General features: G+C 64.7%; 16 protein-coding genes and 1 tRNA gene. 13 read left to right on the top strand and 4 right to left on the bottom strand.

Going from position 1 to position 17099, the window contains the following annotated elements:
- Positions 1 to 63: 63 nt before the first annotated feature.
- From FFS35_RS11555 to FFS35_RS11545, 3 genes are read right to left on the bottom strand one after another with little or no spacing between them, the layout of a single operon-like run.
- Entirely contained in the window at positions 64 to 666 is a 603-nt protein-coding gene (locus FFS35_RS11555; RefSeq protein ID WP_171007603.1) for a DUF3800 domain-containing protein, read from the bottom strand.
- Complete coding sequence (locus FFS35_RS11550) at positions 620 to 817, bottom strand: DUF3800 domain-containing protein (RefSeq protein ID WP_137787234.1); 198 nt, start codon at positions 815 to 817, stop codon at positions 620 to 622. The genes FFS35_RS11555 and FFS35_RS11550 overlap by 47 nt, the downstream gene beginning before the upstream one ends.
- Positions 817 to 3645: a DNA methyltransferase gene (locus FFS35_RS11545; protein ID WP_137787233.1), complete on the bottom strand. Its 2829-nt coding sequence runs from the start codon at positions 3643 to 3645 to the stop codon at positions 817 to 819. The genes FFS35_RS11550 and FFS35_RS11545 overlap by 1 nt, the downstream gene beginning before the upstream one ends.
- Before the next feature lie 241 nt (positions 3646 to 3886).
- Between FFS35_RS11545 and FFS35_RS11540 the strand changes: the two genes are divergently transcribed.
- The 11 genes from FFS35_RS11540 to FFS35_RS11490 all read left to right on the top strand — a co-directional run bounded on the left by FFS35_RS11540 (position 3887) and on the right by FFS35_RS11490 (position 12042).
- Positions 3887 to 4204: a hypothetical protein gene (locus FFS35_RS11540; RefSeq protein WP_137787232.1), complete on the top strand. Its 318-nt coding sequence runs from the start codon at positions 3887 to 3889 to the stop codon at positions 4202 to 4204.
- Positions 4195 to 4268, top strand: a tRNA-Gly gene (locus FFS35_RS11535). The genes FFS35_RS11540 and FFS35_RS11535 overlap by 10 nt, the downstream gene beginning before the upstream one ends.
- A 368-nt stretch (positions 4269 to 4636) precedes the next feature.
- A complete protein-coding gene (locus tag FFS35_RS11530; RefSeq protein ID WP_137787231.1) occupies positions 4637 to 5068 on the top strand; it encodes a DUF983 domain-containing protein in 432 nt (143 codons plus the stop codon).
- A 53-nt stretch (positions 5069 to 5121) separates the two neighbouring features.
- Positions 5122 to 6507, top strand: coding sequence for a PLP-dependent aminotransferase family protein (locus FFS35_RS11525; RefSeq protein ID WP_137787230.1), 1386 nt, complete (start codon positions 5122 to 5124; stop codon positions 6505 to 6507).
- On the top strand, positions 6504 to 6743 hold the full coding sequence (locus tag FFS35_RS11520; protein WP_137787229.1) for a hypothetical protein: 240 nt from the start codon (positions 6504 to 6506) through the stop codon (positions 6741 to 6743). Before FFS35_RS11525 ends, FFS35_RS11520 begins: the two co-directional genes overlap by 4 nt.
- A gap of 9 nt (positions 6744 to 6752) precedes the next feature.
- Positions 6753 to 8153 carry a cytochrome ubiquinol oxidase subunit I gene (locus FFS35_RS11515; RefSeq protein ID WP_137787228.1) on the top strand — a complete coding sequence of 467 codons (1401 nt, stop codon included), beginning with the start codon at positions 6753 to 6755 and terminating at the stop codon, positions 8151 to 8153.
- Positions 8150 to 9157 (top strand): cytochrome d ubiquinol oxidase subunit II, encoded by a 1008-nt coding sequence (gene cydB / locus FFS35_RS11510; RefSeq protein ID WP_171007602.1) that lies wholly within the window; start codon positions 8150 to 8152, stop codon positions 9155 to 9157. The genes FFS35_RS11515 and cydB overlap by 4 nt, the downstream gene beginning before the upstream one ends.
- Positions 9157 to 9279 carry a DUF2474 domain-containing protein gene (locus FFS35_RS11505; RefSeq protein ID WP_137787227.1) on the top strand — a complete coding sequence of 41 codons (123 nt, stop codon included), beginning with the start codon at positions 9157 to 9159 and terminating at the stop codon, positions 9277 to 9279. Before cydB ends, FFS35_RS11505 begins: the two co-directional genes overlap by 1 nt.
- 72 nt (positions 9280 to 9351) lie before the next feature.
- The gene (locus FFS35_RS11500; RefSeq protein ID WP_137787226.1) at positions 9352 to 10287 is read left to right on the top strand and encodes a carbon-nitrogen hydrolase family protein; all 936 of its coding nucleotides are present in this window, start codon (positions 9352 to 9354) and stop codon (positions 10285 to 10287) included.
- 478 nt (positions 10288 to 10765) lie between these two features.
- On the top strand, positions 10766 to 11401 hold the full coding sequence (locus FFS35_RS11495; protein ID WP_249341588.1) for a methyltransferase domain-containing protein: 636 nt from the start codon (positions 10766 to 10768) through the stop codon (positions 11399 to 11401).
- Positions 11398 to 12042, top strand: a complete 645-nt coding sequence (locus FFS35_RS11490) for a hypothetical protein (protein ID WP_249341587.1) — start codon at positions 11398 to 11400, stop codon at positions 12040 to 12042. The genes FFS35_RS11495 and FFS35_RS11490 overlap by 4 nt, the downstream gene beginning before the upstream one ends.
- Positions 12043 to 12050: 8 nt before the next feature.
- On the opposite strand, the gene FFS35_RS11485 is transcribed toward FFS35_RS11490, so the two are convergent.
- Complete coding sequence (locus FFS35_RS11485; protein WP_249341586.1) at positions 12051 to 13709, bottom strand: aminotransferase class III-fold pyridoxal phosphate-dependent enzyme; 1659 nt, start codon at positions 13707 to 13709, stop codon at positions 12051 to 12053.
- A 35-nt stretch (positions 13710 to 13744) separates the two neighbouring features.
- Between FFS35_RS11485 and asd the strand changes: the two genes are divergently transcribed.
- Both asd and FFS35_RS11475 read left to right on the top strand, forming a co-directional pair.
- Positions 13745 to 14608 carry an archaetidylserine decarboxylase gene (gene asd / locus FFS35_RS11480; protein ID WP_137787223.1) on the top strand — a complete coding sequence of 288 codons (864 nt, stop codon included), beginning with the start codon at positions 13745 to 13747 and terminating at the stop codon, positions 14606 to 14608.
- Positions 14609 to 14747: 139 nt separating this feature from the next.
- Positions 14748 to 17072, top strand: a complete 2325-nt coding sequence (locus tag FFS35_RS11475) for a TonB-dependent receptor (protein WP_137787222.1) — start codon at positions 14748 to 14750, stop codon at positions 17070 to 17072.
- Positions 17073 to 17099: the final 27 nt, after the last annotated feature.

Here is a 17099-nt window from a genome sequence, read left to right as displayed (position 1 = left end):
CTATATCGCACTCGCGCCGTGACTGCGTCGTTCTGCAGGATTGAGGGCAACCTCGACACGGCGTCACCCCCCTCTCTTCGGAAAATCGATCAGGCCATAGCCTTGGATCTGCCCAGCTTCGGATTTGCGGAGCGTGGTCTCTATCTGCGCGAGGAAACGGTTGTCGGCCGATTTCCGGCTACGCAATACCGCCCCCGCCACCATGTCCGCAAACTGCACGCCCACGCTGAGGTGTGAGGGGGCGATGAACAGGCCCTCCACCAGATTTTTGTAATTGGAGTGGGCGTCGTGATGCCCCTCGGGCAATCGGGCATGGAGTTCCTGGAGGCGACGATCATCGTCGGGGCCGCGGTGATCGCAGACGATGATCCCGTTGATTGGCTGGCCTGCAATCCGAGTGATGTCCTGCAGATAATATTGGAAACGCTCGGTCATCGACTTGTACGCATACCAGTAGAGGTCATCAGGCCCGGTGATGTAGGGGAGCCGGTACGCTGCCTCGCTATCCACGATCACCGCCATCGTCTTGATCGACTTGTACTTGCGGATGATGGCGAACAGCCGGCTGCGCAGGGTTTCCTTGTGCGCACCGTCGAGATGGCTAATCGAATGCGCCTTTTTATGATGTGGAGCGAAGAAGCGCCATTTGATCTCCCCCCCCCACACCAAAATCCCGCTTGGCTAGATCGAGATCCGCCTTCACCTGATGCCAAAACCGATCCGGGATGATAATGCCGCCAAGCACGAACAAGGGCGATCCCGCGACCTTATCGACCGGGGGCGGTGTGCCGGACTCATCGATGAACAGCATTTGCATCAGTTAGCGGCTTTCTTGCCCTTCTTCGGTTTCGGCTGGTTCGCCGTCATCTTCGTGTAGAGGTCGAACAGCTTTTCCAGCCGTTCGGTATCGTTGCGGAAGCGGCGGCCGATATAGATGCGCTCCAGCACCTCGTCATTTTCGTCATGCGCGCGACGCAGGTCGTCCGGCATCGCCTCGGGATCGTAGAGATCGGCGATGGTCGCGGGGAAATGCGCCTCGCGCGCGAGCAGGATGTTCTCGGCGGTGCGGGTGAGGTCGGCCTTGTCCTGTTCAGTGAGTTTCGGGACGGGGAAGGTGTTCCAGCCGAGGGTGTTGGAGTAGGAGAAATCGGTGCGCATGCGGACACAAACAGTGCCTATCCACACCCAATGTAAGCGAGAGGCGATTAGGGCCATGTTCCAAAGTGGTGCGTCAAACAGGCCGAAATTTTTATTTGATATGATCGCACCGTGGCCCAATAGGTCACACGGAAGGTATGGTCGATTTTCTGAAGAAACGCCAGGCACGGCAATAGTTCTGTATGTTGCAGCGCCTGCTCGCTGCACAAATCGATGAGGGGCCGAAGCGAATTTTCGTGTGGATTCGGCTTTACTTAACGCCCGCTCGCGCGACACGCTGTCCAACCGATCGCGTATAGCATCAATCGAAGCTGCCTCATCTGCTTCCCAGTCCTCAATCCACAAGCAATAACGCGCGGCACCGTCGATGAGTTCTTGCGATCCTATGTACGGCCGAACAAAGCGCTTGCCCGCTTTCGGGAGCCGCTCGACTTCGTCACGATCCAAGATGAGGTTGCCCCCATCTCGGGGCATGTTCCCAAAGACCATATTCTGAAGGCCGGAGATCGAGCTTGATTCACCAACGACTATGGCTGTCTGATTAGGAACGAGGAAGCAGCCAATCTTGGCAACATATCGAACCTGTGATCCGTCAAATAGGCGGCAATCGGCGGTCCAGTGTGAAGCCATGCCTATGACAACGACAGTAACCCCAGCGTTGTTAGCTGCAAGATTTTGCCACTTAAAGGACTGATGTGCGAAGGATATTGCAATTCCACTGGCGAACAGCGGTGCCCACATATCTCCCGCTTGCTGCCCTTGCACAACGCTATTCGTAGCCACGAACGCAGCCTGTGCGCGCCGATCTACCAGCAAATAAGCCTGCGCTTTTGCAAACCATCCTGTGACATAGTCAGTGGTTTTCGCGAGCTGCGGATAAGATGACCAGGCAGCGGCCAAATCACTCTTCTGCTGCTCATCCTGCCACTTGCTACCTTTATATGGCGGGTTTCCGCAGATGTACGTCTCCACCTCTGCTGCATCGACAAGCCCGTTACTGGCCAGCAACAACCGCCCTGTTGGCCCGCCGAGGTCATGCTCTTCCGCCAGCGTTGCCGCCACCGGCAAACAAACCTCCAGCCAATCCAACCGCAACGCATTCCCAACCGTAATCTGCCCCGTCTTGTGCAGCGGCAGCACCATCGCGCGCGCTTCCTGCTGACTAAGGTACAGGCAGTCCGCCTGGAACTCGGCGATCAGCAGCGCGAGGCGGGCGATCTCGGCGGCGAAGCCCTTGATCTCGATGCCGTAGAAGTTGCTCAGGGGGATGACGCTGCGCCGCTCGTCCAGCTTCAGGCTGGCCTCGCCGCCCAGCCGCTCGACGATCACCGCCTCGATCGCGCGCATCTCCTTGTACGCGATGACCAAGAAATTGCCCGATCCGCAGGCAGGGTCGAACACGCGGATGTTCGCCAGCCGCCGCCGCAGGTTGCGCAGCTTCTGGCGGCTGTCACCCGCCGCGTCCAGCTGCTCGCGCAAGCCGTCGAGGAACAGCGGGTTCAGCACCTTCAGGATGTTGGGCACGCTGGTATAGTGCATGCCCAGCTCGCCGCGCTCGCCATCGTCGGCGACCGCCTGGATCATCGATCCGAAGATGTCCGGGTTGATCTCCTTCCAGTCCAGCTCGCCGGCGCGCAACAGATAGGCGCGAGCGGTACGGCTGAAGCGCGGGCAGTCGGTCGCGCCGGTGAACAGGCCGCCGTTCACATAGGGAAAGACGTCGGCATAGGGCCGGATGCCCGCCGCGCGGCGATAGCGATCGTCGAGATTGCCCTCATGCGTGACCGGCGTGTCCATCGCGCGGAACAGCTCGGTCAGCACCTCGTGCGTGTTGCCCCATTGCTCGTCGCCGCTGCCGTGCCCGGCATGGCTCATCTGGGTGATGGTGGCGGTGAACTGGTTCTCGCGGAAGATGCCGGTATCCTCGGCGAAGAAGCAGAAGATCAGCCGCGCCATGAACTGGTTCAGCTCGTGGCGACGCTCCTCGGTCGCCCAGTCCGGATTGTCCTTCAGCAGCTCGACATACAGCTTGTTGAGCCGCCCGGTCGCCTTGACGTCGATGGGGTTGTTCTTGATCTCCTTGACCGTCGAGATGCCCGCCAGCGGCAGGAACGTCGCGAAGTGGCGCGGCAGATCGGCATAGGCACAGGCGATGACGTCGCCGCCGACCAGATCCTCGGCCTCCACCGTCTCGCCATCGGTGGCGAGGATGAACTTGGCCTTGGCGCTGGCGGTCTTGGGGCTGGCGCGCAAGGTGGCGAGCGTCGCGCCGACCTGCCCCGCGGGCGCGATGCCGATATGGATGTTGTTGCGCTGCAGGACGCCGCCGACATCGGACTGGTTGGTGCCGTTCTTCGTCGCGCGCAGGCGGTCGACGGTCGCCTTCCTGGCGCCGAACGCGGTGATGAACTGGAACGGGAATTCGGCGGCGTCAAACGGCTCTTGGACCAGGTCGGATACGGCTTCTTCGATTTCGACGGCGTTCATCAGGTGCGACGGGTCCGGTGCTGCATGACCCGTATCGGCGGGCCTTCGATCATCAGATCAAGGATAGGCAATCTGTGGCCCACTGTCATGGGCCTACCTCTCGCGGTTCGGAATAATGGCGCATTTTCAGGCCCTCGTTTGGCGCGGCGCCGGCCCGCGCCAAGCGTCCGTATGGCTTTCGGCGGCTTCATTCACCGGTCGGATTCGATCTACGGTGACACGCCGGCCGATCGCATCCGGCATGTTCCTCGCGCTCGTTGAGCCCGGCAGTTACCATGGGGGGCATGCTCCCCGCATCCGTAACAAGGACCGTCGCGATATTCGCGGCACCTTCACCACGCGACGGATGACCACGAGCGACCCGATCGACGAGGAGATCGCCGACATCATGGGCTGGTCGCCCGGCGAGGTCCGGCGGATCCGGACGATCTACGTTGACGACCAAGCCGGGAATGTGGCACTCGGCCGTCGGATCGCACGCGGGTCGGTAAACCGGGATTGTAGGCCGGAGCCCCGCGAGCGGTCAGATCAGCGCCAAGTCGTTGATATGCGGGTGTAGCTCAATGGTAGAGCAGAAGCTTCCCAAGCTTACGACGAGGGTTCGATTCCCTTCACCCGCTCCACCTTTGCGGTAAGTGCCTCCGGCGGCGCGCGCAGTGTTGCGCGTGCGACGATGCCGGCGGGACGGCGCTCGACTTTTCGACTCAGGCATCGACGCCGGCAGCGCGGTTCGCGGAGCGGACTTTGCGTCGTCGGCAATGGCTTGACCCGCGCGGATGGGGTTACCGCGCAATCGAACATCCGCATATCCGGCGTGACACCGGGGGGCGCCATCGCGGCGACCTGCGCGCAGCGGCGATGTCCTGGCGGTCTGGAAGATCCCTTCAGATGGAGCGGGGCCAGGAACGAAATTCTTGATCGTGCCGCAGAGACCTCTCGACATTCCATGCATATCATCCTATGTATGCCATACATAACCCGGACATAAACGATGGCATCGCAGCTCTTCTCGGAAACGTTCAGGCGGATCATCAGGCTCGGCTGGAATGGCCTGTGCCCCCGCTGTGAGCAGGGCCGAATGTTCCGGTCGTGGCTCAAGGTGGTCGATCGCTGCGAGCATTGCGGCCTGAATTACCGGTTTGCTGCCCCCGACGATGGCCCGGCATTCTTCTCGCTTTGCATCGTGGCGTTTCCGCTCGCGTTCCTCATCGTATGGATCGAGGTGCATTTCGAGCCGCCCTGGTGGGTGCACCTGTTCACGTCGGTGCCGGTCATGGTCGCGGGCTGTCTGCTCCCGCTCCGGCCGATCAAGGGCTGGCTCGTGGCGTCCCAATACATCAACCGTGCCCAGGAACATGGCACTCGCGGGCTGTGGAATCAGCTGCAGGGCCATGACAAGAATGCCGATACCTTCGATAGCTGATGTGGCATGCCGTGTCCGACAATCGGTTGCCGGTCGCTAGCCAAGGAGATCCGATGCAACAGTGGAAGCCCGACATCGCGGGGGCGGAAGGGCCCAAGTATCTCGCCATCGCCGCCGCGCTCACGCGCGACATCGACGCGGGCGTGCTGCAAGCGGGCGCGCGCCTCCCGACGCAACGTGTGCTGGCAAAGGCATTGGGCGTCGATCTGACCACCGTCACGCGGGCGTTCGGGGAGGCGCATCGGCTGGGACTGGTCGAGGGCGACGGGCGGCGCGGCAGCTTCGTGCGGGCTCCGCGATCCGACGCACCCGCGATCATCTATTCGGAACCGGCCGATGTCGGCATGAACGCACCGCCCGAGGCGCCCGGCGGCCAGCTCGCCGCCGCGTTCCGCCGCTCGGCCGAACGTCTGCTCGGCGGAGATCACGGCCCGGCTCCGTTCCAGTATCAGCCGAGCGGAGGGCTGACGCTCGCGCGCGAGGCGGGCGTAAAGGTGCTTTCCCGGCGCGGCATCCCATGTAGCGACGACACCGTCATTGTCGCGGCAGGGGGGCAGCATGCGCTGCACGCGGTCGTGAGCGCCGCTCTGCAACCCGGAGACGCCGTGGCACTCGGTAGCTATGCCTATCCGGGCATGCTGGCGCTGGCGCGACGCTACGGGTTGAAGCTCGTGCCCGTCGCGGCCGACGAGCATGGTCTTGATCCCGACGCGCTGAACGCCGCCTGCCATGTCAGCCCGATCAGGGCCGTCTATGTCGTGCCGACCAACGACAATCCCACGACCACGACGATGGACGTGGAACGGCGCCATGCCATCGCTCGTGTCGCCCGCGCGCACGACCTGGCCCTCATCGAGGACGATGCTTACGGCCTTCTGCGCGAGCAGCCGCTGGAGCCGCTGGCGGCGATCGCGCCCGAACTGACCTGGCACATCTCCAGCGTGTCCAAGATCCTGTCGCCCGGCTTGCGGGTCGCCTGGCTCGCCGCGCCGGACATCGGCAAGGCATGGCGCCTGGCAGCGGATTTATACGAGACGGCGGTCATGGCCCCTCCGCTCAATGCCGCAATTGTCGCCGATTGGGTCGCCAGCGACAGGTTCGCCGCCCTGACCGGCGCGGTCCGCGAGGAGGCGCTCGCGCGGCAGGGCATCGCCACGGAAGAGCTTCGCCCGGGCAGCTTCCGGGCCCAGCCGGAGGGTTATCACCTCTGGGTGCCGCTCGATCCAGGAATGTCTTCGGGCGACATTGCGGGTGCGCTGCGGTCGCGGGGGCTTTCCGTCGTGCCGTCAGACAGTTTCGCGGTGCAGCGTGGCGACGCGGCCCCCGCGCTGCGCGTGTCGATCGGCGGGATGATCTCTCGCGAAGACCTGCGGCGCGGGTTGGGGTTTCTCGCGGCGCTGATCGCGCCGGACGCGGTGCATAAGGTGACGCTCGTGTGAGCCGGATCGACGCCTTCATCGCCTGCCGGGCGGTCGTTGCGCCGGAAGCGGCGCCCCGGCGGCTCGCCGTGCCGGTCATGGATCCTGCGCCGAAGTCCCGTGCGATCCGGATGACCCCCGGCGCGATCGACCTGCACCCCGTCCGCCATGACGCGCTCCGCCGCGATATGCCCGCCCGCCGCTTCTGCGGCATCCCCCAAACGCTCGCCGCCCAGGCGGTTTTCCACGACCGATAGGACTATGCCATGGGAGATCAAGCGCTCCTCCTCGCCCGCATGCAGTTCGCGTTCACCGTTTCCTTCCACTTCATCTTTCCGGCCTTCTCGATCGGGCTGGCGAGCTTCCTGATGGTGCTGGAGGGCCTGTGGCTGCGGACCGGGCGCGGTGTCTACGCCAACCTCTACCGTTACTGGCTCAAGATTTTTGCGGTGGCGTTCGGGATGGGCGTCGTGTCCGGGATCGTCATGTCGTACCAGTTCGGCACCAACTGGTCGGTCTTCTCCGACAAGGCCGGGCCGGTGATCGGCCCGTTGATGGCGTACGAAGTGCTGACAGCCTTCTTCCTCGAGGCCGGCTTCCTCGGCGTAATGCTGTTCGGCATCAACAAGGTGGGGCGCGGGCTCCACTTCTTCTCGACGTGCATGGTCGCGCTCGGCACCTTCATCTCGGCCACCTGGATCGTCAGCACCAACAGCTGGATGCAGACGCCTGCCGGCTTCGCGATCAACGCGCAGGGACAGTTCGTGCCGGCAGGCTCGTGGCTGCCGATAATCTTCAACCCGAGCTTCCCGTACCGGCTGACCCATGTGGTGCTCGCGGCCTATCTCACCACCTCGCTGGTGGTAGGGGCGGTGGGCGCGTTCCACCTCCTGCGCGATCGAGCAAATCCGGGCGCGCGCAAGATGTTCTCGATGGCGATGTGGATGGTGACGATCGCAGCACCGCTGCAGATCCTCGCTGGCGACGCCCACGGGCTGAATACCCTGGAACACCAGACGCCAAAGGTGCTGGCGATGGAAGGCGATTTCGATCGCAGCCCGGCCGGTGCGCCGCTGATCCTGTTCGGTATCCCGAGCCAGGCCGAGGGCCGCATCAAATACAAGGTGGAGGTGCCGAAACTCGGCTCACTCATCCTCAAGCACGATCTGAACGCCCCGCTGCCGGGCCTGTCGGATTATCCGCGTAGCCTCTGGCCGCCGGTGCCGATCGTGTTCTGGTCCTTCCGGGTGATGGTCGCACTCGGCATGGCCATGCTCGGGCTGGGGTTGTTCAGCCTTACGGCGCGCGCGCGGGGGAGGCTCTACGATTGGCAGTGGCTGCATCGTGCCGCGATACTGCTCGGCCCGGCTGGCTTCGTTGCGGTGATCGCGGGCTGGGTGACAACGGAGGTCGGCCGGCAGCCCTTCACCGTCTATGGTCATCTTCTCACCGCTCAGTCGCATTCGCCGCTGCGGGCGGAAGCTGTGGCGACGTCGCTGCTGACCTTCGTCATCGTTTACTTCATCGTGTTCGGCGCCGGCACCTACTATCTCCTCCGCCTGATGGCGAATCCGCCCGAAGCGCATGAGAGCGAACCGGCTCCGATTCCTCAGCGCGCGAGCGGCATCACGCCCGCTCCCGCGCTCGCCACGAAGGACGCGCGATGATCTACAACGCCGATCTCACGACGGTCTGGGCGGTCATCATCGCCGCCGCCATTTTCGCCTACGTCGTCATGGACGGCTTCGATCTCGGCATCGGCATACTCTTCCCCACGCTTGCCGTCGGAGACGAGCGAGATCAGGCGATGAACTCGATCGCTCCGGTATGGGACGGAAACGAGACCTGGCTGGTGCTGGGCGGCGGGGGGCTGATGGCGGCATTTCCACTGGCCTATGCGGTGATCCTCCCGGCGACCTACCCGCTCGTTATCGCCATGCTGCTCGGCCTCGTGTTCCGCGGCGTTGCGTTCGAGTATCGCTGGCGCGATCCGCGGCACCGCGCCTTCTGGGACTTGGCTTTCTCCATCGGTTCGGTTGTGGCGACGTTGGCGCAGGGCATCATGCTCGGCGCTGTCCTGCAGGGCATCAAGGTTTCCGGGCGTGCCTATGCCGGCGGCCTTCTCGACTGGCTCTCGCCCTTCAGCCTGTTGACCGGGGCGGCGCTGCTGATCGGATACGCCCTGCTGGGCGCGACATGGCTGGTGGGCAAGTGCCACGGTTCGGCGCAGGAGCATGCGCGCCGCATGGCACTACGCTTCGCCATCGGCATGCTGACGGCGATGGCGGCGGTCAGCCTTGCCACGCCGTTCCTGTCGATCGACTATTACCAGCGATGGTTCGCGATGCCCGGGGTGCTGTTCACCGCACAGGTGCCGCTCGCAACGATCGTGTGTGGCTTTCTGCTGTTCTGGAGCCTTCGTCGCGGTCGCGAGCGCCTGCCCTTCATCGTCAGCCTGGGCTTGTTCGCGTTGGGCTTCATCGGCCTGGGGATCAGCATGTTCCCCTATATCGTCCCCCGCGCACTCACGATCTGGGACGCGGCCGCGCCCGAGAAGAGCCAGATCTTCATGCTGGTCGGCGTCGTATTCATTCTGCCGCTGATCGTCGCCTACACCGGCTGGGCCTATTACGTGTTCCGCGGCAAAAGCGGCAAGGACGGCTACCATTGATGGCGAACCCCGCCCCCGGCCCCCTGTGGCGTCGCCTAGGCTGGATGCTGGCCATCTGGCTGGCGAGCGTCCTCTCGTTGGGCGCGGTCGCCGGCGTCATCCGCTGGTGGCTGCATCACTGACCGGGCCCGCCCACGCATCCGCGCCAACCCCCGAGGCTTCTCCGGTCAGGGGCCGCCGAGTAGAAGGTTTTCATGAACAAGGTCACTGTCGCCGCCCTCCAGATCGGGTCCGATTACGCGGGCAAAGCCGCCACCCTCCGCAACATCCTCGCGTTCGAGGAGCGCATCGCCGCGGCGGGCGCGCAGCTGGTCGTGATGCCGGAAGCGTTGCTGGGCGGCTATCCCAAGGGCGAGCAGTTCGGCACGCGGCTCGGCTTCCGGATGCCGGAGGGGCGGGAGGCCTTCGCGCGCTATTACGATAATGCGGTCGACATCGATGGCCCGGAGCTGGCCGAACTGGCTGGTCTGAGCGCGCGAACCGGCGCCACGCTGGTCCTGGGCGTGATCGAGCGTGCGGGTTCATCGCTGTTCTGCACCGCCGTCTTCATCACGGCGGAGGGCGGCATCGTCGCAAAGCACCGCAAGCTGATGCCCACCGGCACCGAACGGCTGATCTGGTCTCAGGGCGACGGCTCGACCATGCCGGTGGTGGAAACCCCGGCGGGAAAGCTCGGGGCGGCGATCTGCTGGGAGAACCACATGCCGCTGTTCCGCACCGCAATGTATGCCAAGGGCGTCGAAATCTGGTGTGCGCCCACGGTGGACGAACGTGACATATGGCTCATCTCAATGCGTCACATCGCGCACGAGGGCCGCTGCTTTGTCATCAGCGCGTGCCAGGTCCAGCCATCGCCCGCCGATCTCGGCACGGCCGTCGAGCACTGGGACGCGGATCGGCCCCTGATCGGCGGCGGCAGCATGATCGTGGGTCCGCTGGGCGAGGTGCTGGCAGGCCCGTTCGAGCGCGAGACCGGGCTCGTCACCGCTGCGATCGATACCGCCGAGCTGATCCGCGCCCGCTATGATTTCGACGTCGTGGGCCACTACTCACGCCCGGATGTGTTCAGCCTCCACGTCGATGAACGAGCGCGCAGGGGAACAGTATTTGGCGGACCCTTGAGCGATTAAGCCTGCCCGGAAACGGCCCCCCCCCCGATCACGGAGAAACGGAAAAGCCGCAAGCGTCCATATTTGCTTCGGGCGGCATGGCATCTTGCCGGATCGCAACAGTCTCCGGGCGGGGAAGCTCATCCTGTCACATGGTCCATGCGCCCTCTGTCGCGATGGAAACCCGATTCCCGTCGAGATCGCGCCACCAGCTTCGGCGAGTTGCGGATCGAGGGTGATCGGGCCGATCGCGGGGCCACAGCGCGGCGACCCCGGCGATGGCGGCGTCGCGCCGGGCGCGTTGCCGGGCGGTCGTGGGCGCGCGATCGCTGGTCCCGCCCGCGACCTGCATCCGGTCGACGGTTCGCGGAACTGGGGAGTGCGCATGATGAAACCGTGCGCGCTGTCTTGGTGCTGCAATAGTTGCTTAGCATAAGCGTGGTGGAACCGGGGCCCGGGGCGGTCCCGACCAGGGGTATGCCGCAATATGACCGCTGTAATGACCACCGACGGCGTAGCGACCGCCTACGATCGCTGGGCGCCATTCTACGATCTCGTTTTCGGCGCCGTTTTTCGACAGGGGCGCCTCGCCGCGATCCGGGCGGCGGAGCATGTCGGCGCGCGCATCCTCGAGGTGGGCGTCGGCACCGGCATCTCGCTGCCGCACTATGGCGCCGGAAGCCGGATCACCGGCATCGACATTTCAGAGGACATGCTGGCGAAGGCGCGCGACCGCGTGGAGCGGTACGGCCTGCGCAATATCGAGGCGATCCGGGTCGGCGATGCCGAGGCGCTCGATATCGCCACCGCATCCTATGACGCGGTGGTGGCGCAATATGTCGTCAGCGCGGTGCCCAATCCGATGCACGCGCTGGACGAGTTCGCGCGGGTCTGCCGCCCGGGCGGCGAGATCATCATCACCACGCGGGTGAGCGCGGAGGATGGCATGCGGGGCGCGATCGAGAAGGGCCTGATGCCGATCACCAGCCGGCTCGGCTTCCGCACGCAATTCCCCTTCAGCCTCTACACGGACTGGATCGCGACGCGCCGCGATGTCGAACTGATCGAAAACCGGCCGATCCCGCCGTTCGGTCATTTTTCGCTGGTGCGGATCGCCAAACGGGAGGTTGCATGATGCCGAATATCCGCAAGCTGCGTTTCGAGGACGAACAGGGCAACGCCGGTTTCCGCGCGCAACTCGCCGAGCAGCGCTGGGACGATCATCGCTTCTATCACCACAGCCTGGTCAACCAGAGCCTGCACTTCGTTTCCGCCTGCACCTTCATGGTCGCCTATGCCATGCTGTTCGTTGATGCGGCGCTGGCCAGCCTGCTTGCCTGGGGCGTGGCGATGACGAGCCGGCAGGCGGGCCATTTCTTTTTCGAGCCGAAAGGCTTCGATCACGAGAACGGCGTGAGCCACGATTACAAGGAAGAGGTGAAGATCGGCTATAATCTCGCCCGCAAATGGGTGTTGATGACAAGCTGGCTGGCGATCCCGGTCGTGCTGTGGCTCCAGCCGTCACTGTTCGGCCTGCTGGCGACGCCGGAAAGCTTCATCGGCTTCCTGCGGCATGTCGGCTTTGGCTGGCTGTTCCTGGGCATCGGCGCGATCGTGCTGCGCGTTCTTCAGCTCTGGGTGCAGCGTGATCTGGAAACGGGCCTCGTATGGGCAACGAAGATCGTCACCGATCCTTTCAGTGACTTCCGGCTGTATCGCTCGGCACCGAAGCGTTTGCTGAAGGGCGAGCGCGGAGACCCGCACGCGGCCGCGTGAGCCATCGCTCAGCCGGCCGCGCGCCCGAGCCTCCTGGCGATCGTTTCCCGCAGCACCGCGCGCCGCAGCTCCCTGTCGGTCGCCTCGGGACCGTCCCACCAGCCATCGCCGCGCATCGCGAGCCCTGCGCGGACGACGCGCTGCACGATCTCTTCGAACAGCGCGTCGTCGATGTCGAAACTGAAGATGAGCCGCCCCGTGCCGACCCAGCTGAGCGCCAGCCCTTCGGCGCGGAGATAATATTGCAGCATCCAGTTGTAACGCGACGGCCGCGTGTAGAACATTGTCCAGATGCTGGAGAGATGAGCGACGCGCACCGGCAGGCCGGCGAAGGCGAGCGCCTCGTTCATCCTTGCCGCCCGGGCATCCCAGCGTTCGTCCAGCCCGTCGTAGAGCGCCACGATCTCCGGCGTTTCCATGCGCCGCAGAAAGGCGTTCATCGCGCTCATCACATAGGGATGCGCGTTGAACGTGCCGCGCGCGAAGCAGATGTCGACCGGGCGATCGTCGCGCCAGCGCTTCATCAGATCGGCGCGCCCGGTGAGCACCCCGACCGGCAGCCCCCCGCCGAGCGATTTGCCCCAGGTTATCATGTCCGGCTGGATCCCGAGGCGTCGCGCGAAGCTGCCGGGGGCAAGCCGGAAGCCGAGGAACACCTCGTCGAGGATCAGCACGATGCCGTTCTCGCGGCACACCGCCGCGAGCCGGCGCAGCCACGCGGCATAGGCATCGAGGTCGGTGCCCGCGCGGCGGCTGGAATCGATCAGTTGCCCGTCCGATGGCGCGGCGGCATTCGGGTGCAGCGCCTGCAACGGATTGACCAGCACACAGGCGATGTCGCGCCGCCGCGCCAGCACGCGCAGCGACTGTTCGGAGAGGTCGGCCAGCGTGAGCGTGCGATCGGCGGGGACGGGGTTGCCGATCCCCGGCTGAACCTCGCCCCACCAGCCGTGATAGGCGCCGGCGAACCGCACCAGGCGGGGCCGTCGCGTGTGATAGCGCGCCAGCCGCACCGCCTGCATCACCGCCTCGGTGCCGGACATGTGGAAGGATACCTCCTCCAGCCCCGACAGCGCGCGCAGCCGCGCGACATTGTCGGCGACCACCGGGTGATAGGAGCCGAGCACCGCGCCGAGGGGTTCGGCCAGCGCCAGCGCCTCGCGCATCATCGCCTTGTATGCATCGTTGCCGAGCAGGTTGACGCCATAGGAGCCGGTCAGATCGATCAGGCGGTTGCCATCCAGATCGATCAGCCACGGCCCCTCCGACCGCGCAAGGAATGCGCCGGATCCCAGGCTGCGCCGCACGCGCTCGCTGAACTGGAACGGTACGCGATAACGGCCGGTGAACTGGAGGTCGGAGAGGCCCTCGCGCGCCGTCGCGGTCAGCGCCAGCGTCTGGCGGAAGCGATCCGCATACAGGATCGCCAGGCGATCGAACGACGCGCGGCGCCGCGCGCCCACCTGTTCATCGGCGCCGTCCGCCGTGAAGAAACGCTGATCGCCATAGCTGTAGAACGGTATCTGCCCGGCGATGCGCTTCGCCATCCGCACATGGCCGCCGAGCGAGCGATGTTTGGCGCGCGACAGCGCCAGTCGCGCGCGCGCCTTCGGGGCGACAAATGCTCCGGCAGCGGTCGCGCCGAGCAACGCAGCGATGAACTTCACCATAAGGCCACACAGCGCAACGAGGTGACGCGGTAATGACAATGCGCGAAAAGCTGCTCGGGGTGCTGTTGCAGGAAGACCTCAATTTCCTGCTGACCAATCGCATTCCGCGCCGGTTCGCGACGCGGCTGGTGGCGCGGATCGCGCGGATCGAACATCCGGTCGTGGCACGACCGGCGCTGGCGGCGTGGCGCTTTTTCGCGAACGTCGATCTCAGCGATGCCGAGACGCAGCGCTTCCGTTCGCTGCGCGAGGGCTTCATCCGACGGCTGAAGGATGGCGCGCGCGCGCCCGATCCCGATCCGGCCGCGATCGTCAGCCCATGCGACGCGATCGTCGGCGCGCACGGGCGGATCGAGGACGACCGGCTGTTCCAGATCAAGGGCTATCCCTATCGCCTCGGCGAACTCGTCCCCGATCCAGCGCTCGTGGACAGCTATCGCGACGGATCGTTCGTCACGCTGCGGCTGACGGCCGGCATGTACCATCGCTTCCACGCGCCATGCGACATGACGGTGGAGGGCGTGACGCACCTTTCGGGCGATTGCTGGAACGTGAACCCGATCGCGCTCAAGCGGGTGGAGCGACTGTTCTGCCGGAACGAACGCGCGGTGATCGAGGGGCGGCTCCCGAATGGCGTGCCTATCCTGCTGGTGCCGGTGGCCGCCATTCTGGTCGCGAGCATCCGGCTGCCGTTTCTGGGCGATGGCGAGGCGCTCCGGGATCGGACGGGCGCCCGAATCCCCTGTACGAAGCGCTTCGCCAGGGGCGCGGAAATGGGCTGGTTCGAGCACGGCTCAACGATCGTGCTGTTCTTGCCACCCGGCATCCCGCTGGCGGCTATCGGAGAAGGCGATCCGATCCGCGCCGGGCAGCGACTGGCGCTGTTGCCAGGCTGAGTGTTGACCGATCGGCGCTGTCTCAGAACCGTCTCCGTTCTGACACCGTTATGAAAGCATATTGTCGCCGGATTGCAAGGATCGCCCGCTAGGCCGCCCGTCAAGACGGGGCCAGTTGTCCCCGCAAAAGGGGACATTCATGACGCGCAAGTCCGTGATCGCAACGCTGTTGCTCGCCTCCGTCGCATGGCCGTCGCTCGCCGCGGCCGAAGCGCCCGCCGATGCAACGGCCGCGGTTGCCGCCGCCGACACGTCGGCCAGCGACGATATCGTGGTGATCGGGCGCGGCGAGACGCGCCAGGTGCAGGAAATCAGCACGCGCGATTTCGATCTGATCGTGCCGGCGACCAGCCCGCTGAAGGCGATCAGCAAGCTGCCCGGCGTCAATTTCCAGTCGGCGGACGCGTTCGGCAACTACGAATGGTCGGAGCGTGTCTCGATCCGCGGCTTCAACCAGAACCAGCTCGGCTTCACGCTGGACGGCATCCCGCTGGGCGACGGCAGCTATGGCAACACCAACGGCCTGCACATCAGCCGCGCGATCAGCTCGGAAAACATCGCCACGGTCCGTGTCGCGCAGGGCTCCGGCGCGATCGGAACGCAGGCGACCAACAACCTCGGCGGCACGATCGAATTCATCTCCTCCGATCCGAAGCACGAATTCGGCGCCACGCTCAACGGCACCTATGGCAGCAACAACACCTGGCATGGTTTCTTCCGGCTCGACACCGGCGACCTGGGCGAGAACGGGCCGAGTGCGTATGTTTCCTACGGCCATTTCACCACCGACAAGTGGAAGGGATACGGCGTACAGCGGCAGAATCAGGTCAATGCAAAGGCGGTCGCGCCGCTCGGTGACAGCGGGCTTCGGCTGGTCGGCACCTTTGACTTCTCGGATCGGCGCGAGAACGACTATCAGGATATGTCGCTCGATATGATCCGGCGGCTGGGATATCGCTGGGACAATATCTCGAACAATTATCCGCTGGCGATCCTGGTATCGCAGGTAGGGGCGAACACCGGCTATACCGGGGTGACGCCGACCAATCCGGCGGCGGGCACGACCTATCCCGCGCCCTTCGCCAACCCCGACGACGCTTATTACGACGCCGCCGGTCTGCGGCAGGATTATCTCGCCTCGGTCGGGATCGAAACCGCCAAGGATGCGAAGATCCACGGCGAGCTGCGCGCTTATTATCATGACAATCACGGGCGCGGGATCTGGTTCACCCCCTATGTCGCCTCGCCCTCGGGCGTGCCGATGTCGGTGCGGACCACGGAATACGACATCCGCCGAAAGGGCATTTTCGGATCGCTCGGCACGTCGCTGGGCGGGTTCGGCGACATAACCGTCGGTGGCTGGTATGAACGGAACGATTTCCGGCAGGCGCGCCGCTTCTACGGGCTGGACAGCCTGACCGTGGCGACGCGCAACAGCCTCGATTTCCCGACGATGCCGTTCTTCACGCAATGGGATTATCGCTACCAGACGGATACGTTCCAATATTACGTCAGTGACAAGCTCACGTTCGGCGACCTTACCGTTGATCTGGGGTGGAAGGGCTATGACGTACGCGTCACGGCCACGCCGCTGACCGCCGGCTCGCTCGCCTCCGGCAAGATCAAGACGACCGACTGGTTCCAGCCGCGCGCGGGCCTCACCTATCGTCTCGGCGCCAACGCGGAACTGTTCGGTGGCTTCAGCCAGGTGACGCGCGCGTTCACCGGCTCCGCCACCAGCGGCCCGTTCGCGACGACACAGGCCGGTTTCAACGCGCTGGGCAATCTCAAGCCGGAACAGTCCGACACATATGAGGCGGGCGCGCGTTTCCGCAGCGGCATCTTTACCGGATCGATCGCGGGCTATTACGTCGATTTCCGCAACCGCCTGCTCGCCTATGCGGTCGGCTCGGGCATCCAGGGCAATCCGCCGGTGTTGCAGAACGTCGGCGGGGTGCGCTCCTACGGGATCGAGGCGACCGGCCAGATCAAGCTGCCCGACGGGTTCGGCGCGTTTGGCTCTTACGCGTACAACGACTCGCGTTATCGCGATAACGTCTATGTGATCGACGCGGTGACGCAGCAGAAGGTTTTGCTGGGCGGTGTCGCGATCAAGGACAAGACGGTGGTGGATGCGCCGCGCCATATCGCCTCGGGCGAAATCACCTATGACAGCGACATGTTCTTCGGCCGCATCGGCGCGAATTACATGAGCAAGCGCTATTTCACCTACAGCAACGACCAGTCCGTGCCGGGACGTGTCTTGTTCGACGCCTCCGTCGGGGTGCGCCTCGCCATCGCCGGCGATCGCAAGGTGGAACTGCAGCTTTCAGGCACCAACCTGCTCGACAAGCAGTATATCGCGACGATCGGCTCGAACGGCTTTGGCCAGAAGGGCGACAACCAGACGCTGCTGATCGGCGCGCCGCGGCAGGTGTTTGTCTCGCTCAAGACGGGCTTCTGACGCGACCGGACAGGTCAATCCGGCGCG

Source organism: Sphingomonas sp. 3P27F8 (assembly GCF_005502745.1).
Taxonomy (GTDB): Bacteria; Pseudomonadota; Alphaproteobacteria; order Sphingomonadales; family Sphingomonadaceae; genus Sphingomonas.
The sequence above is the reverse complement of the archived record's forward strand: the minus strand, read 5'-3'. Positions and strand labels throughout refer to the sequence as shown.